The sequence below is a fragment of the Asticcacaulis sp. genome, from assembly GCF_020217185.1.
Taxonomy (GTDB): Bacteria; Pseudomonadota; Alphaproteobacteria; order Caulobacterales; family Caulobacteraceae; genus Asticcacaulis.
The window spans coordinates 1-19,221 of sequence record NZ_JAIWNX010000304.1; the positions used below are offsets into that span (position 1 = coordinate 1).

13 protein-coding genes are annotated in these 19,221 nt (G+C 62.8%); 7 read left to right on the forward strand and 6 right to left on the reverse strand.

The features are described 5' to 3' along the window. Window positions 1–143 precede the first annotated feature (143 nt). From LDL37_RS15605 to LDL37_RS15625, 5 genes are all read right to left on the reverse strand, one after another. A complete protein-coding gene (locus LDL37_RS15605; RefSeq protein WP_290799735.1) occupies window positions 144–1,826 on the reverse strand; it encodes a methyl-accepting chemotaxis protein in 1,683 nt (560 codons plus the stop codon). A gap of 139 nt (window positions 1,827–1,965) precedes the next feature. Then, a complete protein-coding gene (locus LDL37_RS15610; RefSeq protein ID WP_290799736.1) occupies window positions 1,966–2,364 on the reverse strand; it encodes a VOC family protein in 399 nt (132 codons plus the stop codon). Then, window positions 2,364–5,225: a DNA polymerase I gene (gene polA / locus LDL37_RS15615; protein WP_290799737.1), complete on the reverse strand. Its 2,862-nt coding sequence runs from the start codon at window positions 5,223–5,225 to the stop codon at window positions 2,364–2,366. The genes LDL37_RS15610 and polA overlap by 1 nt, the downstream gene beginning before the upstream one ends. A 195-nt stretch (window positions 5,226–5,420) precedes the next feature. Further along, complete coding sequence (gene ppk2, locus LDL37_RS15620) at window positions 5,421–6,179, reverse strand: polyphosphate kinase 2 (protein WP_290799738.1); 759 nt, start codon at window positions 6,177–6,179, stop codon at window positions 5,421–5,423. Between the two features lie 64 nt (window positions 6,180–6,243). Continuing rightward, the gene (locus tag LDL37_RS15625; protein ID WP_290799739.1) at window positions 6,244–6,819 is read right to left on the reverse strand and encodes a PAS domain-containing protein; all 576 of its coding nucleotides are present in this window, start codon (window positions 6,817–6,819) and stop codon (window positions 6,244–6,246) included. 339 nt (window positions 6,820–7,158) lie between these two features. Between LDL37_RS15625 and LDL37_RS15630 the strand changes: the two genes are divergently transcribed. Beyond that, a complete protein-coding gene (locus tag LDL37_RS15630) occupies window positions 7,159–7,989 on the forward strand; it encodes a hypothetical protein (protein WP_290799740.1) in 831 nt (276 codons plus the stop codon). Window positions 7,990–8,196: 207 nt separating this feature from the next. Here LDL37_RS15630 and LDL37_RS15635 read toward each other — a convergent pair whose 3' ends face one another. After that, complete coding sequence (locus LDL37_RS15635) at window positions 8,197–8,409, reverse strand: hypothetical protein (RefSeq protein WP_366509247.1); 213 nt, start codon at window positions 8,407–8,409, stop codon at window positions 8,197–8,199. 230 nt (window positions 8,410–8,639) lie between these two features. Here LDL37_RS15635 and LDL37_RS15640 point away from each other — a divergent pair, with 230 nt between their 5' ends. The 6 genes from LDL37_RS15640 (at window position 8,640) to leuA (ending at window position 19,111) form a co-directional block, all read left to right on the forward strand. Next, on the forward strand, window positions 8,640–11,711 hold the full coding sequence (locus LDL37_RS15640; RefSeq protein ID WP_290799742.1) for a hypothetical protein: 3,072 nt from the start codon (window positions 8,640–8,642) through the stop codon (window positions 11,709–11,711). 89 nt (window positions 11,712–11,800) lie between these two features. Beyond that, window positions 11,801–12,721 carry a sulfite exporter TauE/SafE family protein gene (locus tag LDL37_RS15645; protein ID WP_290799743.1) on the forward strand — a complete coding sequence of 307 codons (921 nt, stop codon included), beginning with the start codon at window positions 11,801–11,803 and terminating at the stop codon, window positions 12,719–12,721. Between the two features lie 9 nt (window positions 12,722–12,730). Next, window positions 12,731–13,552, forward strand: coding sequence for a TIGR02186 family protein (locus tag LDL37_RS15650; RefSeq protein WP_290799744.1), 822 nt, complete (start codon window positions 12,731–12,733; stop codon window positions 13,550–13,552). A gap of 49 nt (window positions 13,553–13,601) precedes the next feature. After that, entirely contained in the window at window positions 13,602–14,108 is a 507-nt protein-coding gene (locus tag LDL37_RS15655; RefSeq protein WP_290799745.1) for a hypothetical protein, read from the forward strand. 45 nt (window positions 14,109–14,153) lie between these two features. Continuing rightward, entirely contained in the window at window positions 14,154–17,114 is a 2,961-nt protein-coding gene (locus tag LDL37_RS15660) for an ATP-dependent DNA helicase (protein WP_290799746.1), read from the forward strand. A 323-nt stretch (window positions 17,115–17,437) separates the two neighbouring features. After that, window positions 17,438–19,111 (forward strand): 2-isopropylmalate synthase, encoded by a 1,674-nt coding sequence (gene leuA / locus LDL37_RS15665; protein WP_290799747.1) that lies wholly within the window; start codon window positions 17,438–17,440, stop codon window positions 19,109–19,111. Window positions 19,112–19,221 lie beyond the last annotated feature (110 nt).

Consider the following 19,221-nt stretch of genomic DNA (forward strand, 5'->3'; position numbering starts at 1 on the left):
CGGAAACGGAGTTCGGCGAAGCCAAAAGTGTGAGCGGTTTTCCGCAAAAACATCGCGACAAAACAAAAATTTAGAGCGAAATGGCGTTTCCATCTAAAGTCATTTCGCTCTGGTTCCCGATGGAGCCTGCCCCCAGAGTCGCCTTACGCCGCGCGCACCTGCGCCAGGAAGCCATTGACCTGCGCCCGCAGTGTCTCCGCCTGTTGCGCCAGTTCGGAGGAGGCGTTCAGCACCTGAGACGCGCCCATGCCGGTTTCTTCGGCTAGACGGGCGACGCCGGTGATGCTTTGCGTCACCTCGGTCGTGCCCATAGAGGCCTGATTAACCGCCTGTACGATCTCGCTCGTCGCCGCGCCCTGCTGCTCCACCGCGGCGGCGATGGTGGCGGAGGATTCGTTGATGATGCGGATGGTTTGCGAGATGTTTTCGATGGCGCGCACCGCCTGTTCGGTGGTCGCCTGAATGCCGGCGATCTGCTGATTGATCTCGGTGGTGGCGCGGGCCGTCTGGGTGGCCAGCGTCTTCACTTCGGCGGCGACGACGGCAAAGCCCTTGCCCGCCTCACCGGCGCGCGCCGATTCGATGGTGGCATTCAGCGCCAGCAGATTGGTTTGCGACGCTATACCCGAAATCATGTCCACGATCCCGGTAATGCGGCCTGCCGCTTCTGACAGTTCGTTGACGATGGCCGAGGTGGCTTCGGCCTCGGTAACGGCTTCGCGCGCCTTGACCAGCGAATGCTGCACCTGACGGCTGATTTCTGAGACAGAGGCCCCCAGTTCCTCAGCCGAACCGGCCACCGAGGTCACATTGGTGCCGGCCTCTTCGGCGGCTGCCGACACCGACTGTGCCTGCGCCGAGGATTCCTGCGCCGAAGCCGTCAGTTGCGCCGCCGTCGCCTGCATCTCCGTCGCGGCGGAAGACACCATTTCGACCACGCCACCAATAGCGCCTTCGAAATCGGCGGCCAGATCACGCATCGCCTGCTTGCGCTGATATTCGGAATCTTCGCGGGCCTTTGCCGCTTCGGCTTCAAGGGCGCGGTTGCGGATCAGTCCGTCGCGGAAGACTTCGACAGACGCCGCCATCTGACCGATTTCGTTACGTTCGCCCAGATTGGGCACCTTCACATCCGCCTGACCGCCGGACAGGGCCTTCATCACGTCCGACATGCGCGCAATCGGCACAGAGACGCTGCGGATCATCAGGAAGCCGATCAGGGCGGCAAACACCGCCGTCCCCGCCAGAGCGATCAGGATCAGGGTGGCGGCCGATTTGCCCGTGGCGATGCCCTGAGCCGCGGCCTTGTTGCCTTCCTCGACCTGATAGGCGCGGTCGGCACGGATAGCCTCGCGCAGGGTGCGAGCCTGAGCCTGCATATCGTTCATAAAGAAGGTTTGTGCGCCCGCCATATCGCCCGCAGCCACCAGATCGAGATAGCGCTGGCTGTTGGTGCGGTAGCCCTCCATCGTGCCGTAGATCTTGTCGGCCAGCGCCTGCTCCTCGCTGTTGGCGATCATCGTCTTGTAGCTTTCGAGCGTCGCTTCGAGGTCCTTGGACGCCTTGGCGATATTTTCGATGATCTCCGGACGCTCGGCCTCAGCGACGATCAGCAGTTGCGACTGGCGCAGGCGCATCAGTTCAAAGGTCTGCGAGGCGTCCCCCAGTGTATTGGCCGTCGGCAACCAGTTGGAGCCCAGATCATCGACCGAGCGGTTGACGGCATTCAACTGACTGATGCTGAACACCCCCAATCCGACCGTAGCGAAGAGGATCAGGGCGAAGGCCGCGACGATACGCGCGCGAATAGTGAGATTTTTGAACATTTAGCACACGGAAATACGGGGAGGATACAGAGTATACGCTTCCCGATTTTCCGTATTAATGCTGAATGGAAGGTTAACTATAGTATAAATGAGGGTTTAAAAACGAAACCCCTTATGGCGTTTGGTAAATAATGAAATATCACCCGCGGAAATTGAGTTCCAGCAGCACATTGTTAGGGTCTGCGACAAATATCTGTCGCAAAGAAATGCGCGCAATATCATTGGTAGCGTAGTAAAGACCCATAACCTTAAGTTTATCTACGGTCTCTTCGTAGCCGTCGCATTCAAAGGCGATATGGTGGATCGCCCCGGTCGGGTTACCGGGCACCACCTCGCGCGGGATGGTGTTGTCGGTGCCAAAACGGTTGAGATGGATCACGGCACGGTCGCCGGAGTCGTAAAGCCACATGCGGTCCGCCGGGTCGCGCTCTGGCGCCGTGCGCGCCTCTAGGTTCAGCAGATCGGCATAGAAGGCGATGGTGCGCGCCATGTCGTGGGTTTGGATATTGAAGTGGTCGAGGCGTTTTACAGTGGTCATCAATGCGCCTCGTCCCAGTTGTCCGCTGCCTTGGCTTCGACCTCCAGCGGCACGGAGATGTCAAGCGCGGGGAGGGCTGCGTGTTTCATCACCTTGACGATCACCGCTTTGGCGGCCTCGACCTCGGCTTCGGGGGCTTCGAAGATCAGTTCGTCGTGCACCTGAAGCAGCATGGTGGTGGTCAGGCCCGCCGCTTCGAGCGCGCCCGGCATACGGATCATGGCGCGGCGGATGATGTCGGCGGCGGTGCCCTGAATAGGCGCATTGATCGCCGCGCGTTCGGCAAAGGCGCGCTGGCCCGCCGACTTGGCGTGGATGTCGGGGATGTGGATGCGCCGGCCGAAGATGGTTTCGACATAGCCCGTCGCCTTCACCTGTTCTTTCGCCGCGTCCATATAGGCCTTGATGCCGGGGAAGCGCTCGAAATAGGTCTTGATGTAACGACCGGCCTCCTGATTGTCGATGCCGAGCTGATTGCCGAGACCAAAGGCCGAAATGCCGTAGATGATGCCGAAATTGATGGCCTTGGCGCGACGGCGTACCTCGGACGGCATACCTTCGACCGGGACGCCAAACATTTCCGACGCCGTCAGGGCGTGGATGTCAATGCCGTCCTGAAACGCTTTTTTGAGCTGTCCGATGTCACCGATATGGGCCAGCAGGCGCAGTTCAATCTGGGAGTAGTCAGCCGAGATCAGCTTGTGCCCCGGACGCGCCACGAAGGCGGTACGGATCTTGCGCCCTTCCAGCGTGCGGATGGGGATGTTTTGCAGGTTGGGTTCGTTGGACGACAGGCGACCCGTGGTGGTTGACGCCAGTTGGTAGGAGGTATGGATGCGGTGGGTCTGCGCGTCGGCATATTCGACCAGAGCGTCCGTATAGGTGCCTTTCAGCTTGGCCATCTGCCGGTAATCGAGCAGCAGACGGGCCAGACGCTGGCCCTGATCGTGCGTGCCCTTTTCGGCGATCTCTTCCAGCACCTTGACGTCAGTCGCCCACTGCCCCGTCGCGGTCTTCTTGCCGCCGGGCAGGGCCATTTCATCGAAGAAGATGGCCCCCAGTTGTTGCGGCGAATTGAGGTTGAACGGATGGCCGGCCACGCTGTGCGCCTCGGCCTCGATCTCGCCCATGCGCACGCCAAAGTCCTGCGACAGAAGGCGCAGCACCTGCGGGTCGATGCGCACGCCGGCCAGTTCCATGTCCGACAGAACCGTCGGCATGGCGCGTTCCAGCGTCTCATAGACGGTCAGAAGCCGCTTTTGCGCCAGTTGCGGCTTGAGCACATGCCACAAACGCAGCGTGATGTCGGCGTCTTCGGCGGCGTATTCGGTGGCGGGTTTCAGATCGACGAATTTGAACGATTTGGCGCTCTTGCCCGTGCCGGCCACCTGCTTGAACGGGATGGGCGTGTGGCCCAGATGCAGCTCCGACAGCTCATCCATGCCGTGCCCGTGCAGACCGCCTTCAAGGACGTAGGAGATCAGCAGGGTGTCATCATAGGGCGCGACGCGGATGCCATAGCGCGCAAAGACCGACAGGTCGTATTTGATGTTCTGCCCCACCTTGAGCACCGTCGGGTCTTCGAGCAGCGGCTTCAGTTCGGCCAGAGCCTCGACCAGAGCGATCTGTTTCAACTCATCCCCGGACAGGGCCAGACCGCCGTCGTCCGACTGATGCGCCAGCGGGATATAGACCCCCGATCCCGGCGCGCAGCTCAGAGACACGCCGACCAGACCCGACGCCGTGGCCGACAGAGAGTCGGTTTCGGTATCGACGGCAAACACCCCCGCTGCCCGGCATTGCGCCAGATAGGCCTTCAGCGCCTCCATGTCCTGAACACACTGATAGGCGCTATAATCGACCGGTGTCAGCAGCGCTTCGGGGGTGGCCGGGCGCGGCGCGCTCACCTGAGCCGTGGTGCCGAACAGGGGCTTGGACACAGGCGCCGTGAGGTCGCGCGGGGTGGCCTGCGCGGTTTCGAGCGTCGCCAGCGACCCACCGACGCGGCGCGCCAGAGAGGTGAACTCCATCTCGGCCAGAAACGCCCCCAGTTCGGCGGCGTTCGGGTCTTTCAGCGCAAATTCCTCGATCGGGCACGGCGGCGGCACGTCGCAGCGCAGACGCACCAGCTCACGCGACATCAGGATCTGATCGCGGAAGTCGGTCAGGGCCTCGCGACGCTTGGGCTGTTTGATCTCGTGCGCGCGCTCAAGCAAGGCATCAAGCGAACCGTATTCGAGGATAAGCTGAGCGGCGGTCTTGATGCCGATGCCGGGCGCACCGGGGACGTTATCGGTCGAATCGCCGATCAAGGCCTGCGCATCGACGACCAGTTCCGGCGGCACACCGAACTTTTCGATGACCTGCTCGCGCCCGACGTGCGTGCCCTTGACCGGATCGAGCATGGAGACGTGATCGTTGACCAGTTGCATCAGGTCCTTGTCGGACGAGATGATGGTGACTTCGAAGCCCTGCTGCACGGCCAGATGCGCATAGGTGCAGATCAGGTCATCTGCTTCAAAGCCCGGAAGCTCGACATTGTGGATGCCAAAGGCCTTCGTCGCCTGACGGATCAGGGGGAATTGCGGGATCAGGTCTTCGGGGGGCGGCGGGCGGTGCGCCTTATACTGATCATAGAGGTCGTTGCGGAAGGTGTGCGCCCCGGCGTCGAAGATTACCGCCAGATGCGACGGCGCATCGTCACCGCGGTTCTCTTTGATGAGCTTATACAACATGTTGCAAAAGCCCGACACGGCCCCGACCGGCAGGCCATCGGACTTGCGCGTCAGGGGCGGCAGGCCGTGATAGGCGCGGAAGATATAGCCGGAACCGTCGATCAGGACGAGGCGTTTGGGGGACATGAGGGCTCGCTTCAAGAAGGGTGTGCAGGCTTCATAAAGCCATCCGCGCACGATGCCAATTCCCCATACCTAGTCTGTGCGTCAGGGACTGGCCGAAAGACGGGGGCTGTCCCGATCATTATGATTTCGGGCAGTCACATGGTTTTATACCAACGGACGAAGATGCCGACCGCATCCGCCTGTTGAGCTTCGACCCTAACTGAACAGTTCCCGTTCGCCCGCGATCACTCGGTCGTAGCAGAAGACGATGTTGGCATCGGGAGCGGGGACGTCGTGAGAATAGGCGGGACAGCCCAGATTGTGCAGGACGTGGCGGATAATGTTGAGCCGTGCGTCTTTTTTCTTGTCGGTCTTGACGCAGGTCCACGGGCCGCCCGCATGGTGTGAGCGGCGCAGCATCTCATCGCGCGCGGCCGAATAAGCGTCCCATTTCTCCTGCGCCACCGCATCGAGCGGCGATACCTTCAGGCGCTTGAGCGGGTCCGACCGCCGGTCATCCAGCCGCTCTTTCTGCTCTTTTTTGGAAATATCCAGCCACAGCTTGATCAGGATGATCCCGGCATCGTCCAGCATGGTCTCAAACGGCGTCACATCGCGCAGGAAAATCTCCTGCTCCTGCGGCGTGGAAAAGCTCATCACCTTTTCGACCCCGGCGCGGTTGTACCACGAGCGGTTAAATATCACCCATTCCCCGGCGGCGGGCAGGTGCTCGGCATAGCGCTGAAACCACCATTGGCTTTTTTCACGATCAGACGGTTTGGGCAGGGCGATGACGCGCGTCTGACGCACCGACAGGTGCTCGGTAATGCGTTTGATGGCCCCGTCCTTGCCCGCGCTGTCGCGGCCCTCAAAAACAAGGCAGATCTTCTTGCCCTCGGCCACGGCCCAGATCTGGGCATCGACCAGAGCCACCTGCAAACGGGCCAGTTCGGCTTCGTATTCGTCCTCGGTCATGGGCGCTCCTTCTCAGACAGAGAGGCTCACCCGCCGTGACAAAAATTTCAACAACAAATCCCGTTTACGCCACGCGGAGGTGGTCGTTCAGCACGATCAGGCGCGTCTGGCCATTGGGGGCCGCGGGCTGTGTGTTTTCGATCTGGGCCGCAAGCAGGCTCAGCTTGCCGGCCAGCGGGGCCTCGATATCGAGCGGGTGGACGCTGGCAAAGTGGCGCGGCCAGCCGCTATGCAGGGCATAGACCCCGGCAAAGCGATCGACAAGGCCCTTGTCATTGCGCAGCGGCACCAGCATCAGTTCGCCGGTAACGTCCATGGTCTCAAGCGGCACATGGACCTTGAGACACACCGCCTCTTCGCGCTGCCGTGCCAGGGTCAGGCTAGCCACCACCAGCGCCGCGTGCCCTTCGCCAAACAGTTCGGTAAGGGCGCGCCCCTTGAGGTGCGTGCCGTGCAGGCGTTCGACGCGTTCCCCGATCAGGCGGAAGCGAAAGCCGTCGCGCGCCGTCAGTATAAAGGCGGACGGCAGAAGGGCATTCAGATGAATGGGGTCAAGGTCCGAACGCAGCGGGGTCTGACCGGCCTTGCGACGCAGCGCCTGCCAGTAGCTGAGAAATGTCCCTGTGTCATTGTGAGCCATGGCGGCCTCCTCTGAGGCGTACACAGCAAGAATCCGGCCTGTCTGGCCCCATGCCGATGCAGAGCCGAAAAAAAACCGGCCCGGCGCACCCGCAGGGGGAAAGCGGTTCTCTTTTCGCGTCAGGCGCTTAATACTACCGCAAGACACCTGTGCTACGACGACAGAAAGCCTTTTTGTCCACCGTCTCAGCGGTCCGGTACGGATCTTGCTCAGACGACGGCAGAACGGGTCTCGTTTGTGCCAGACTGGCGCATTTTAGGACCGTTGCGGACCACAGATCATTCAGCGGCAGCCGGGCCTGTATTACGGCGGCCTGCCCCAGACACTCAGGAGCGTGATATGCGCGTTAGCTTTGCGAAAACCCTTGCCGCCGTGGTCGGGTTCGGCATGATGATGACGGCCAGCGCGGCTCTGGCCGGCGCGGGCTGCAACAGCGGCTGCACGCCGCCGGCCCCGCCCAGCCCGCCGACCCATCCGGGTAAGCCCAACATGCCGTGCGGCGGTGGCCGCTGCGGTGGCGGCGGTGGCGGCAATGTCGATGTCAACGTCAATGTGAACGTCAACGCCAATGCCAGCGCGCGCGCCTATGGTCCCGGCGCCTTCAACGGTTCCAGTTCGGGTGCGGTCTATTACGGCGGCGGCTACGGCAACTGGTCGCAGGCGCAGGGTATCCCCTCGACCATGGGCCTCAACGTCGAAGGCGGCGAAATGCGCGCCATGGAATCCTATCAGGCGTCGCGCAGCTCGACCCGCCTGATGATTATCGAAGCCGCCTGCATCGACGATAAGGGCGTGCCGCATCCGGCCTCTCAGGTCTTTGGCGGTAAGGACGTGGCGGGCAGCTATGCCGGCGAAGTCTATCGCTGTATCGCCGGGACCAAGATGCGCTACACCCTGCGCGACAAGGACGGCGGCGAAGGCAAGTCTTACGATTGCCGCAAGAGCGAGGCCCTGTGGCACGAAGGCGGTCAGGTCCGCTGCAAGGTGCAACTGGCGGCGCGCGACTGTAACGAACGCTCGCTGCTGCGCAAGTTCGGCGCCGGTATCAAGGTGCTGACCCTGACCACCACCGAAAACTATATGGCCCAGCGCGAAGTCGTGAAGCAGTCGTCGGCTTCGTACAGCTCGACGATGGTCTTTGATGGTGGCGTCGGCGGGTTTGTCCAGTAAAACCCTCGTCCGGAACGGGCTGCGACTATCCGTCTTTTGAGCTTCCGCTGCTCACGTACTCAAGTACGCTGCGCGGCGGGTCTCAAAAGCCAGACAGTCTCGCCGCGTCCGGCCGGTGTTTTGCAGGGACAAACAAAAGATCTCTATAACCAGAAACGCGACTGAAATCTTCAAAGCCCCGGTTCGACAGAGCCGGGGCTTTTTGCGTCAATACCGTGCCGGTGGATCGGTCTTCAGGCCCAGCACGGTCAGGGCATGGATGATCAGGAAGATGCTGACCGTCGCCGCCAGCAGCATCACGAAGCGCCACGGGATCAGCCGGGGATTTTCCTTGCGCAGGTCGGGCGGACGCGCCCCCAGCCAGCCGGAAAGGACGGTCAGTCCGGCGAACACAGCCAGCAGGATAAGGGTCAGGGGCAAGTTCAGGTCCATGCCCCGCATATGGGCCTCGTGAGGCGCAGACGCGCAAGAGGTGTTGCGTTTTTTTGTGGATAAGCGGTATGCAGAGACTGGCTTCGCCAGAAAAGCGATTCGTTTCGGCGCATCTTCCACAGAAGAATAGTGTTCTCCCAGATATTGGGGTTAACAAAAGGTTTACACCCCAGATGATGCGTATTAGCCTTTACCGCAAAGGTTGATAGGGGATTCGGATGAGCGGCACGCCTTGGAGCGTAAAAGGCATCGACGCCAAGGCGAGAGAAGTGGCCAAGGAATTGGCGCACCGCTCTGGCATGACGTTGGGCGAATGGCTCAATCAGATGATACTCAAGGGCGAAGACGTCGATGCGGCGATCCGCCGTGAGCGTCAGCGCGCGGCCCGTAACCCGGCCCCGCGCACCCGTCGTGCCCCTGAGCCTGTCTACGTCGAAGACGATTACGAAGACGATATGTACGCGCCGCGCGATGTGGCGCCTCAGCCCGCGCCCGCGCGTCGTCCGGCCCCCTATTCCATGGCCGCTGAGCGTCAGCGCCGCGCCCCCGTGGCCCCTGCCTATTACGACGAAGCGCCGTCGGGTCAGGCGTCGGGGGGCGACATCGGCAAGGTGACGCGCGTGCTGGAAACCCTGGGGTCGCGTCTCGAAAATTCCGAGCTGCGCTCGGCTTCGGCCGTGCGCGGTGTGTCTCAGGCCGTGGAGGCCCTGCTCAACCGTCTGGAGCGCTCCGAAAGCACGCTGGCCGAGACGGTGGCCGAAACCGAAGCGCGCATGAGCGATACGGCGCGTGAAGTGCTCGACAGCGTGGCCGATTCGCGTGAGTGGCTGGCGCGTGGCGATGCCGACCGTCAGGCCCTGTCTGAGCGTCTGGAAACGGCGGAACGTCTGGTCGATGCGCAGGCCGAGCGTCTGGAGGGTCTGTCTGGCCATCTGCGCGAGGAGCGTGAGCGTGTGGCGCGTCTGGAGGCCGAGCTGAAGGCCAATCCGGCGCAGGCGGCGTTTGAAACGGTCGAGGCTGCCGTCGGGCGTCTGGCCAATCAGCTTTATGAAAACGACGTCCGCTCACGCGATGTGCTTAAGGATGTGCGCGGCGATCTGGTCGGCCTGTCGCACCGCCTGAGCCAGCTTGAACTGCGCGACCCTGACGCGGCGGCGCAGGCGTTGGTGGACCGCGTGGCCGCGCAATTGTCGCAACGTCTTGAGGCCGCCGAAGCGCGCACCGCCACCGCCATGCGGGGTCTGGAGCAGGCCTTTACGGCGCTGGATGCGCGCCTGAACCGCGCCGAGGCGCAGGGCGATGTGACCGACCCGGAATCGGTGCAGTCGCTGAGCCGTCTGTCGGCCGATCTGACCCGTCGTGTCGAAGAGTCGCGCTTTGAGATCATGCGTCTTCTGGAAGACAACCAGCAGCGCTCCGCCGAGGAGACGCTGGCGGTGGTCGAATCGCGTCTGGCGGCGGCTGAGTCGCGTCAGGCCCGCGCCATTGAGACCCTGGGGCAGGACGTCCTGAAAATTGCCGATAACCTCAACCGTAAGGTGGCGGCCGTGCAGAGATCGGGTAATGAGGCGGTCGCCCACATGGCCGCGGATATGAAGCGCCTGAACGATCAGGTCGAGTCGCGCTTTGCCGCGGCGGATGCGACCCACGCCAGCGCGCTTGAGCGCCTGAGCGGGGAAATCGCCCGCATTTCCGAGAGCCTGACGCGCAAGATCGTCGAGACCGAAAAGCGCACCACTCAGGTGCTGGAAGGCGTTGGCGAAGAACTCGATACCCGTCATCAGCGCGTCCATTCCGACATTGCCGAGCGCATTCGCCAGAGCGAGGAGCGCACGCAAAAGCTGCTCGACGAGGCGCGCAACAAGATCGACGCGCGTCTGGGGCAGGCCCAGACCCAGTCCCTGCTGCGCGAAGCCGAACGCGACGCCCCGCAGGCGCCGCTCTATGCCCCGACCGAACTGCAGCAAAAGCCGTTTTCGGCCTTTGAGCATGGCTTCGAAGACGAAGCGCCCGCGCCGGTCGCTGAGGCCGCCCCGGAACCGGTGATCCAGACAGAGGTCAGGCGCGCGTCGTCGGACGATGACCTGACCGGGCGTCTGCTGGAATCGGTGACGCAGTTTGGCGCTGATCCGTTTGAGGACGATCCCTTTACCGATATCGTCGAGCCGGCCAAAAGCCCGGCCTCTGATCCGTTTGCCGAGGCCCTGATCGCCGAAACGCGGGCGCAGGGGGCGTTGAGCGAAGACGATGGCCGTGACATGCAGGCCCCGCTGAAGCCGCGCGCGGCGCGTACCGCGGCTGACGCCTTTACCGATGATTTCGACCTCGACCCCTTTGCCGACGTCGATGCGTCGCGCAAGGTGGCTCCGGCGGCCCTGTCGGGTGCGCCTTACGAAGACGCGGCCCCCCTGTCCACGCGTGACGCTCTGGCGGCGGCGCGTGCGGCGGTGCGCGCCTCGATCGAAGGGGCCGACACCAAGAAGCCTCTGGGGCTGAAACTCGGCACCTCGCGCACACGCGAAGCCCAGCCGAAGCCCGAAAAGGCCAAGGGCAAGACCCTTCTGAACGCCTTTAAGGCCTCGTCCATCGCCATCGTGGTGACAGCGGGGGCGGTCGGCGGTTACTACGCCTTCCGTGACAAGGACGAACCGGCGGCGCAAAAGCCCACCCTGGCCGCCGCGGCGATCACCACGACCCAGCCGAAGGTACAGACGGCGCAGGACATGAAGCGTCTCAAGGCCATGTACGAGGCTGCGTCTCTGGCGCTGGATGCCAACGACCCCAAGGCGGTTGAGGCCATGCGTACCGTCGCCGATCTCGGCTATCCGGTGGCGCAGTACGAGATGAGCACCCTCTATGACGGTGGGCGCGACGGGCTGGTCGTGGCCGATAAGGCGCAGGCGCGCCAGTGGGCCGAACGCGCGGCCAGGGCGGACTATCCGCTGGCCATGTATAAGTTTGGTCTGATGAACTATAATGGCGAAGGCGGCCCGCTCGATTACAATGCGGCAGCGAGCTGGATCCGCAAGTCAGCCGAATACGGCGTGCGCGATGGCCAGTTCGGTATCGGCGTCATGTATATGCAGGGCACCGCCATCCCGGAAAACGCCCCGGAAGCCTATAAGTGGCTGTCGATTGCGGCCAATAATGGCGACCGCGAGGCCGAGTCCATGCTCAAGGAGCTGCGCGCGCGTCTGAAGCCGGAACAGGTGGCCACGGCGCAGACCGCCGCGCGCGCCTTCACGCCGCTGAAAAGCAAAACAGACGACACAAGCTTAGCGGCGCGTTAACCCTCAGGGGCGGATAAGGTATCGCCAACCCCGGCCGTCTGTGACAGACTTGGCATGGCCGGAAATCTGGTTACCCGAAAGGCCCTGACGTGGAAATCTACCTGCCCATCGCCGAGATGTCGGTGAATGTCTGGCTGATGGCCGGGCTGGGTGTGGTTGTGGGGTTTCTGTCGGGTCTGTTTGGTGTCGGGGGCGGCTTTCTGATGGCCCCGGTGCTGGTGGCGCTGGGCATACCGCCGTCGATTGCCGTGGCGTCTCAGGCCGGTCACGTGCTGGCCACCTCGACCTCTTCCGTCGTGAGCTATGGCCGTGAAGCCAGCGTCGATTACCGCATGGGCGGCGTTATGGCGGTGGGCGGTATCGCCGGGGCGGTTGCGGGCGTCGAAGTCTTCCGCCTGCTGCGCCTGCTGGGGCAGGCCGACCTGATGGTGGCCATCCTCTACCTGCTGCTGCTGGGCACCATCGGCGGCATGATGCTCAATGAAAGCCTGCGGGCTTTGTTGCGGGCGCGCGACGGCCTGCCTGCCGAACGCCCCAAGGTCAAACGCCCAGGCTGGCTCTACGCCCTGCCGTACAAGATGCGCTTTCCGGTGTCGGGCCTGTATATCTCGGTGATTCCCCCGATTGCGATTGGCTTTGTCGTCGGTCTTCTGGCGGCGCTGATGGGGGTGGGTGGCGGCTTTCTGATCGTGCCGGCCATGATCTATCTGCTGCGTATGAAGGCTTCGGCGGTTGTGGGCACCAGCCTGTTTCAGATCGTCATTACGACTCTGGTCACCATGATCCTTCAGGCCGTGCGCAACCATACGGTCGATGCGGTGCTGGCCTTTATCCTGCTGATCGGCGGGGTGATCGGCGGGCAACTGGGTATCCGCGCCGCCACGCGATTCCGCGCCGAACAGATGCGGGTGGTACTGGCCATCATTATTTTAATGGCCGGTTTGCAGATGGGCTTTACCCTGTTCGTGCCGCCGGAAGACCCGTTCATTCTGGCCCCCACCAACGGATAGGGGCGGGATATGGTCGCCGCTTCCCTGCCGCCTGAAGTCACCGCCCCCGCCACGCCGGTGCCCTATATCGAGACGCAACCGGCGGCAGGCGTGTCGGCTGACCTCCTGTCCACCGACCTGACCCAGAACCGTATCGAGGTGTCCTCCTCGTTTCAGGGGGCCAAGGTCATCCTTTATGGGGCCGTGTTTCAGCCCGAAGACCAGCCGTCCGACGTGGTGGTGATCATCCGCGGGCCACAGGCTTCGATGCGCCTGATCCGCAAGGTCAAGGCCGGGGCGGTTTGGCTCAATTCGCGTCCCGTCGTCTTCGAAGGCGCGCCCGGCTACTATATGGCGGCCTCGTCGCAACCGCTGGACCGTATTACCGATTTTTCGCACCGGCGGCTTCTGGGGCTGGGGCTCGACTATATCGCCATGGACACCTCGCGCGAAAACAAGGTGGTGACGCGCTACGGCGTCAAGGATGTGGTCGTCAATGGCATCGAAGACGACTATCTCGACTGGCGGCGCGCGGTCATCCGGCTGAAATCGAAGGCCGGGCTTTATAATGACAACCCGCTGGGCGTGCGCTTTGTCGATAAGAACCTGTTTCGCGCCGAAGTGACCCTGCCCTCGGAAGCCCCGATTGGCGACTATACGGCCGAGGTCTGGCTGTTCCGTGACGGTCAGCCGGTCGGCTATAGCGAGAAAAAGCTGACGGTGGAAAAGGTCGGGTTTGAGCGCTTCGTCTATACGGTCGCGCACCGCCATGCCTGGCTTTATGGGCTGGCCTGCGTCTTTATGAGCATGGGCATGGGCGCGCTGGCGTCACGATTGTTCCGAAGGGGCTGAGTGCTCCCGTTTCCCTTAGAGTAAGCCGAAGGTGTGAAGGGTGCCACTCATGCTTGTCACGCTTGGTTCGGCGCTCTATATCTTACGAAAGCTAGAGGGGGAGGGGGCTGTGGCGTCCGTAAAAATTCTTGTCCGTTCAGTCGTCATGACACTGATCGGAGCCAGTGTTCTGGCGCTTTACCAGATCAATAACGGCCTTTTTGATCCGCTGCGTTACAGTGTGTCGGTCATCATACTGGCGTTGATCTGTTTGGCCCTGAATGGGGTTGAACACTACTGGAAAAGTCATCGGGCCGCGCAGAAAAAAGACCGTATAGGGTGGCAGGCCATCCATGTTGGTTTGGAAAAAGATGGCTTGCTTATTCAAGGGTTAGATGTCTGGAACGAGGATTGGCGCCAAACTGACGCCCCCTCTTTGGAACTGCCTCATCCACAGCACACGCAGCAGCGACATACCTATCAAATCTATGAAATTGGCCCGGTTGATCGCCCTGTTCGCTTTGCTGCGGGTGAACTATCGAACGGTGTCTGGGGCTTCTACATCCCAACGGTTTAAAGACGCGGCCCGCATGTCTGCCGCCATTGCTGGTAGAGGGGGCTTTTGTTAGTCGTCCATAACGACTACATTGCCCGCGTGAGTCCCGAATTCCCCGACATCGCCGATCAGACGCCGTCCGCCGACACGGAAGCGTCCCTGCGCGCGCATTTACCCGCGCAGGGCTTTGCGCTTTTGCCGTCAAGCGGGGCGTTCAGCGACGGGCACGTGTCGCGGCGCATCGGTGCCCCGGAAGCGCGCGAAGCCTGGGGGCGCGAACCCCTGCTGATCGTCAATGCCCCCCTGATGCGGCAGCGCCTGTTCGGACAGCGCTCTTTCCGTGAAGCCAGGCATTTTGACCTTCTGGAGCTGTTTGCCTTTGTGCGCCCGGCGCGTTTTGCCGCCCCGTCCGTGGCCGGTCTGGCGCTGGCCATGGGCTATGGCGAGCCGGAAGGGGCCGAGGCGCAGGCCGCTGTCGTCTATCAGGTGGCGTTGGCTCTGGCGCGGGAACTGTCTGACGCGCCTCTGGCCTTTCGGCTGATGGCGCGCTCGTCGCTGGAATTCATGCAGCGTCAGGGCTGGGTGTGGGCCCCGTTTGTGGACGCGGCGCTGAGCCAGAAGCCGGTGCCGGAGGGCTATGTCGCGCCGCCGCCGCTGGAGGTGTGGTCGCTGCTCGAAGAATGGGAGGAGCAGGCCCCCGCCGGTGATGCGCGTCAGGTCAGCCTCGGCGAAGACGAGGTGCTGAAAGGCCTGAAGGACAATCTGCACCGCGCCGGTCTTCAGGAGGGCCGCCCCGAACAGCAGGCCTTTGCGCTGAAAACGCGCGAGATGTTTGCGCCCAAATGGGCCTCGGAGCAGCCGAACATGCTGCTGCTGGAGGCCGGGACGGGCACGGGCAAGACGCTCGGCTACCTGTCACCGGCGCGCCTGTGGGCCGAAAAAGCGCAGGGCCGCGTCTGGGTTTCGACCTATACCAAGGCCCTGCAAAAGCAGATCTATAACGACACCCGCGCCCTGTTCGACACCGAGGGCGAGCGCGAAAACAAGGTCGCCATCCGCAAGGGGCGCGAAAACTATCTGTGCCTGCTGAACTGGCAGGAGCGGCTGGCCCCGCTGACGCAAGGGCCGGGCGAGGCGATTGTCGCCGCTCTGGTGGCGCGCTGGATCGTCTATAGCCGGGATGGCGATATTGTCGGCGGTGACTTTCCCACCTGGCTGCCGTCGCTTCTGCCCGCAGGCTCGGCCGCGGCTATGTTCGGGGCGCTCAATCCGGCCAATCTGGTCGATCGGCGCGGCGAATGTATCTATAGCGCCTGCGCCCACTACCGCACCTGTTTCGTCGAAAAGTCGATCCGCAAGGCCAAGTCGGCGCAAATCATCATCGCTAATCACGCGCTGGTCATGGCGCAGGCGGCCTATGATTTGCGGGAGGCCGCCAAGGCTGAGCAGGGCGAGGTGACGGTGGAGCCCGAAGCGCCCGGCCTGTCGCGGCTGGTTTTCGACGAAGGCCACCATGTGTTCGAAGCCGCTGACGGGGCCTTTTCGTCGGAACTGTCGGGCTTTGAGGCCTATGAGCTGCGTCGCTGGATACGCGGCAATGAGGGGCGCGGGCGGCGCTCACGCGGGCTGGAACAAAGGCTGGGCGACCTTCTGGCGACGCGCGAAGTGGCGCAAAACGCCCTGAAAGACCTGATCCGCGCGGCGCACCTGCTGCCGTCCGAAGGCTGGTCGCAGCGCCTGACCACGCGCACCCAGTCGGGGGAGATGATGGCTCCTTCAGGCCCCATCGAGGCCCTGCTGGCCGCCGCCCTGAAACAGATCGAGGTGCGGGGGCAGGAAAGCGCCAGCAAGAGCCGCTATCGCCCCGAAGCCGACACTACCGAATGCGAGGCCCATCCCTGCCTGCCCGAAGTGTCCGACGCGGCCTCGGCGGCGGCAAAGGCGCTGCAAGCCATCGAAGCGCCGTTGCTGGCCCTGGTGCGCGCCATTGAGGACATTCTGACGGGCGAGGAAGAGATTGATCTGGCCGAACGCACGCGGCTCGATGGGGCTCTGCGCGGGCTGGAGCGACGGGCGCGCATGACGCTGCCGGCGTGGCGCAGCCTGTTGCAGCAACTGGCCTATGCCGAGGACGAAGACCCGACGCAACCTTCGCCCTATGTCGATTGGTTCGCCACCATCACGCACGGCGGGCGGCTGGTCGATGTGGGGCTGCACCGCCACTTTGTCGATCCCTCCGTGCCGCTGGCTGACTATGTGCTGAAACCGGCGCACGGGGTGTTGATGGCCTCGGCCACCTTGTCGGACAAGGCTTTGGCGGAACAGCCCGACGAAGACCCGTTTGCTCTGGCGCGGCAACGCACGGGTGCGGCGCACCTGTCGATGGGGGCCAAGTCGTTGCGCATCGCCTCGCCGTTTGATTACGAGGCGCAGGCGCGACTGTTCGTCGTCACCGACGTGCCGCGCGATGATCCGCGCGCCGTGGCCACGGCCATGAAGGCGCTGTTTCTGGCGGCCGGGGGCGGGGGGCTTGGCCTGTTTACTGCCATTCGCCGCCTCAAGGCCGTCTATGAGCAATTGTTCCGGCCGCTGGGCGAGGCGGGGATTTCGCTCTATGCCCAGCACGTCGATCCGCTGGATGTGTCGGACCTGATCAGCGTGTTTCGCTCTGAGCGCCATTCGTGCCTGTTGGGGACCGATGCGGTGCGCGACGGCGTCGATGTGCCGGGTCAGGCCCTGCGCCTGATCGCCTTTGACCGCATCCCGTGGCCGCGCCCGGACGCCCTGCACAAGGCGCGGCGGGCGCATTTCGGGGCCAAACTCTATGACGACGCGCTGGTGCGCGCCAAGCTGGCTCAGGCCTTCGGGCGGCTGATCCGCCGCGCCGACGACCGGGGCGTGTTTGTGATGCTCGATTCGGCGGCCCCCACGCGGTTATTTGCGTCCTTGCCCGACGGGGTGGTGGTGCAGCGCTGTACCTTGGCCGAAGCCGTCACGGCGATTGAGGGCTTCCTGCCGAGGGAGTAGGTCCGGATTGGGGGCCAAAGACGCCGACCCTTTGTGCGCGCTGAAAACCATAGCTTCGCCCCCTCCGTCAGCTCATTTCATTCGCTGCCACCTCCCCATTGCTGCACAACAGGGAGGAGGGAATGTCATTGACCCCCTATCTTTCAGCGCCTAAGAGTGCGCGCATTAGCCCCTCCCCTGATTGCAGGGGAGGTGGATTTTGATGCGAAGCATCGAAAGACGGTGGGGTTAACTACCGGCGTATAACCCCCCTCCGGCTAAAGCCGGTTTCCCCCCTGATATCAGGGGGGACGCTTCCCCGTTGCGCCTCAGAGTCCTTTCCCATGATGCTCAAAAATCCCGCCAGCAAGTATCGCCCCTTCGTCTTCCCCTTCGACATGTCCGACCGGACCTGGCCGTCGAAGACCATCGAAAAGGCGCCGCGCTGGCTATCGACCGATCTGCGCGACGGTAATCAGGCGCTGGCCGATCCGATGGACGTCGAAAAGAAGATGCGCTTCTGGAAGACCTTGATGCAGATCGGCGTCAAGGAGGTCGAGGTCGGCTTCCCGTCGGCGTCGCAGATCGAATTCGACTTTGTGCGCAAGCTGATCGAGGAAGATCACGTCCCCGACGATGTGACCATTCAGGTGCTGGTGCAGGCGCGCGAAGACCTGATCCTGCGCACCTTTGAGTCGCTGAAAGGCGCGAAAAAGGCCTGTATCCACTTCTACAACGCCACCTCGCCCCTGTTCCGCCGCGTGGTATTCGGGCTGGAAAAGTCTGACGTGCTGGCTCTGGCCGTCAAGGCGGCGCAACTGATCAAGGACTGCGCCGCGAAGCAGCCGGACACCGATTGGTCGTTTGAATATTCGCCGGAAACCTTCTCGGCCACCGAGCCCGACTTTGCGGTCGAGGTGTGCGAACGGGTGATGGATGTGTGGGAGGCCTCGCCCGAAAGGCCCGTCATCCTCAACCTGCCGGCCACGGTCGAAGTGTCGTCGCCCAACATCTATGCCGATCAGATCGAATGGTTCTGCCGTCAGTTGACGCGCCGCTCGTCGGCCATCATCTCGCTGCATCCGCACAACGACCGGGGCACGGGCATTGCGGCGGCGGAGCTGGGGATTCTGGCCGGGGCCGACCGCATCGAAGGCTGCCTGTTCGGCAATGGCGAGCGAACCGGCAATGTCGATCTGGTGACGCTGGCGCTCAATCTCTATACGCAAGGGGTAAGCCCGGAGCTTGATTTCTCCGACATCCGCTCGGTGGTCAATACGGTCATCCACTGTAACAATATCCCCGTGCACCCGCGCCATCCTTACGCCGGCGAACTGGTTTTTACGGCCTTTTCCGGCTCGCATCAGGACGCCATTAAGAAGGGCTTTGCGGTGCATGAGACGCGCAATGACGGCGTGTGGGAAATGCCCTATCTGCCCATCGACCCGGCCGATCTGGGCGAAAGCTATGAGGCCGTCATCCGCGTCAACTCGCAGTCAGGCAAGGGCGGCATCGCCTGGATTCTGGAGCAGGATAAGGGGCTGAAACTGCCGCGCCGTCTTCAGGTCGATTTTTCGCGCAAGGTGCAGGAAATCGCCGATGCCACGGGCAAGGAGATGCAGGCCGCCGATATCTGGCACGCCTTTGAGGACGCCTATTACCTCAAGGGCACGCCGAAATACGAACTGGTCGAATATATAGATTCCGGGGCGCGCCGGGCGGGCGTCGATCGCCTGTTTGCCGGGCGCATTATCCATGACGGCATCGAAACCCCGGTCACCGGGCGCGGCAATGGCCTGATGGCCGCCGCCGTCGATGCGCTCAATGCCGCCTATGCGCTGGGGATCGAGGTGCTCGACTATCACGAACACGCGCTAAGCCGCGGGACGGACGCCAGGGCCGTGGCCTATGTCGAATGCCGCACCGCCGATGATCGTAAGGTCTTCGGCGTCGGCATGGACGTCGATAGCGCGACGGCCTCGGTCAAGGCTATTTTATCGGCGGCGAATGCGTTGTAGGGTGGGCCAATACCAAGAGTCATTGAAAATGACTCTTGGTATTCCATTCGAGACTGTCTCATGTCACTGACACATATGAGACAGTCTCGTGTCTTCAACGGCCGGATGCG

Bases quoted from the DNA above. Each gene is read 5' to 3' on its own strand.
- LDL37_RS15605 (WP_290799735.1), bottom strand. From the start codon at position 1,826: ATGTTCAAAAATCTCACTATTCGCGCGCGTATCGTCGCGGCCTTCGCC.
- LDL37_RS15610 (WP_290799736.1), bottom strand. From the start codon at position 2,364: ATGACCACTGTAAAACGCCTCGACCACTTCAATATCCAAACCCACGAC.
- polA (WP_290799737.1), bottom strand. From the start codon at position 5,225: ATGTCCCCCAAACGCCTCGTCCTGATCGACGGTTCCGGCTATATCTTC.
- ppk2 (WP_290799738.1), bottom strand. From the start codon at position 6,179: ATGACCGAGGACGAATACGAAGCCGAACTGGCCCGTTTGCAGGTGGCT.
- LDL37_RS15625 (WP_290799739.1), bottom strand. From the start codon at position 6,819: ATGGCTCACAATGACACAGGGACATTTCTCAGCTACTGGCAGGCGCTG.
- LDL37_RS15630 (WP_290799740.1), top strand. From the start codon at position 7,159: ATGCGCGTTAGCTTTGCGAAAACCCTTGCCGCCGTGGTCGGGTTCGGC.
- LDL37_RS15640 (WP_290799742.1), top strand. From the start codon at position 8,640: ATGAGCGGCACGCCTTGGAGCGTAAAAGGCATCGACGCCAAGGCGAGA.
- LDL37_RS15650 (WP_290799744.1), top strand. From the start codon at position 12,731: ATGGTCGCCGCTTCCCTGCCGCCTGAAGTCACCGCCCCCGCCACGCCG.
- LDL37_RS15655 (WP_290799745.1), top strand. From the start codon at position 13,602: ATGCTTGTCACGCTTGGTTCGGCGCTCTATATCTTACGAAAGCTAGAG.
- leuA (WP_290799747.1), top strand. From the start codon at position 17,438: ATGATGCTCAAAAATCCCGCCAGCAAGTATCGCCCCTTCGTCTTCCCC.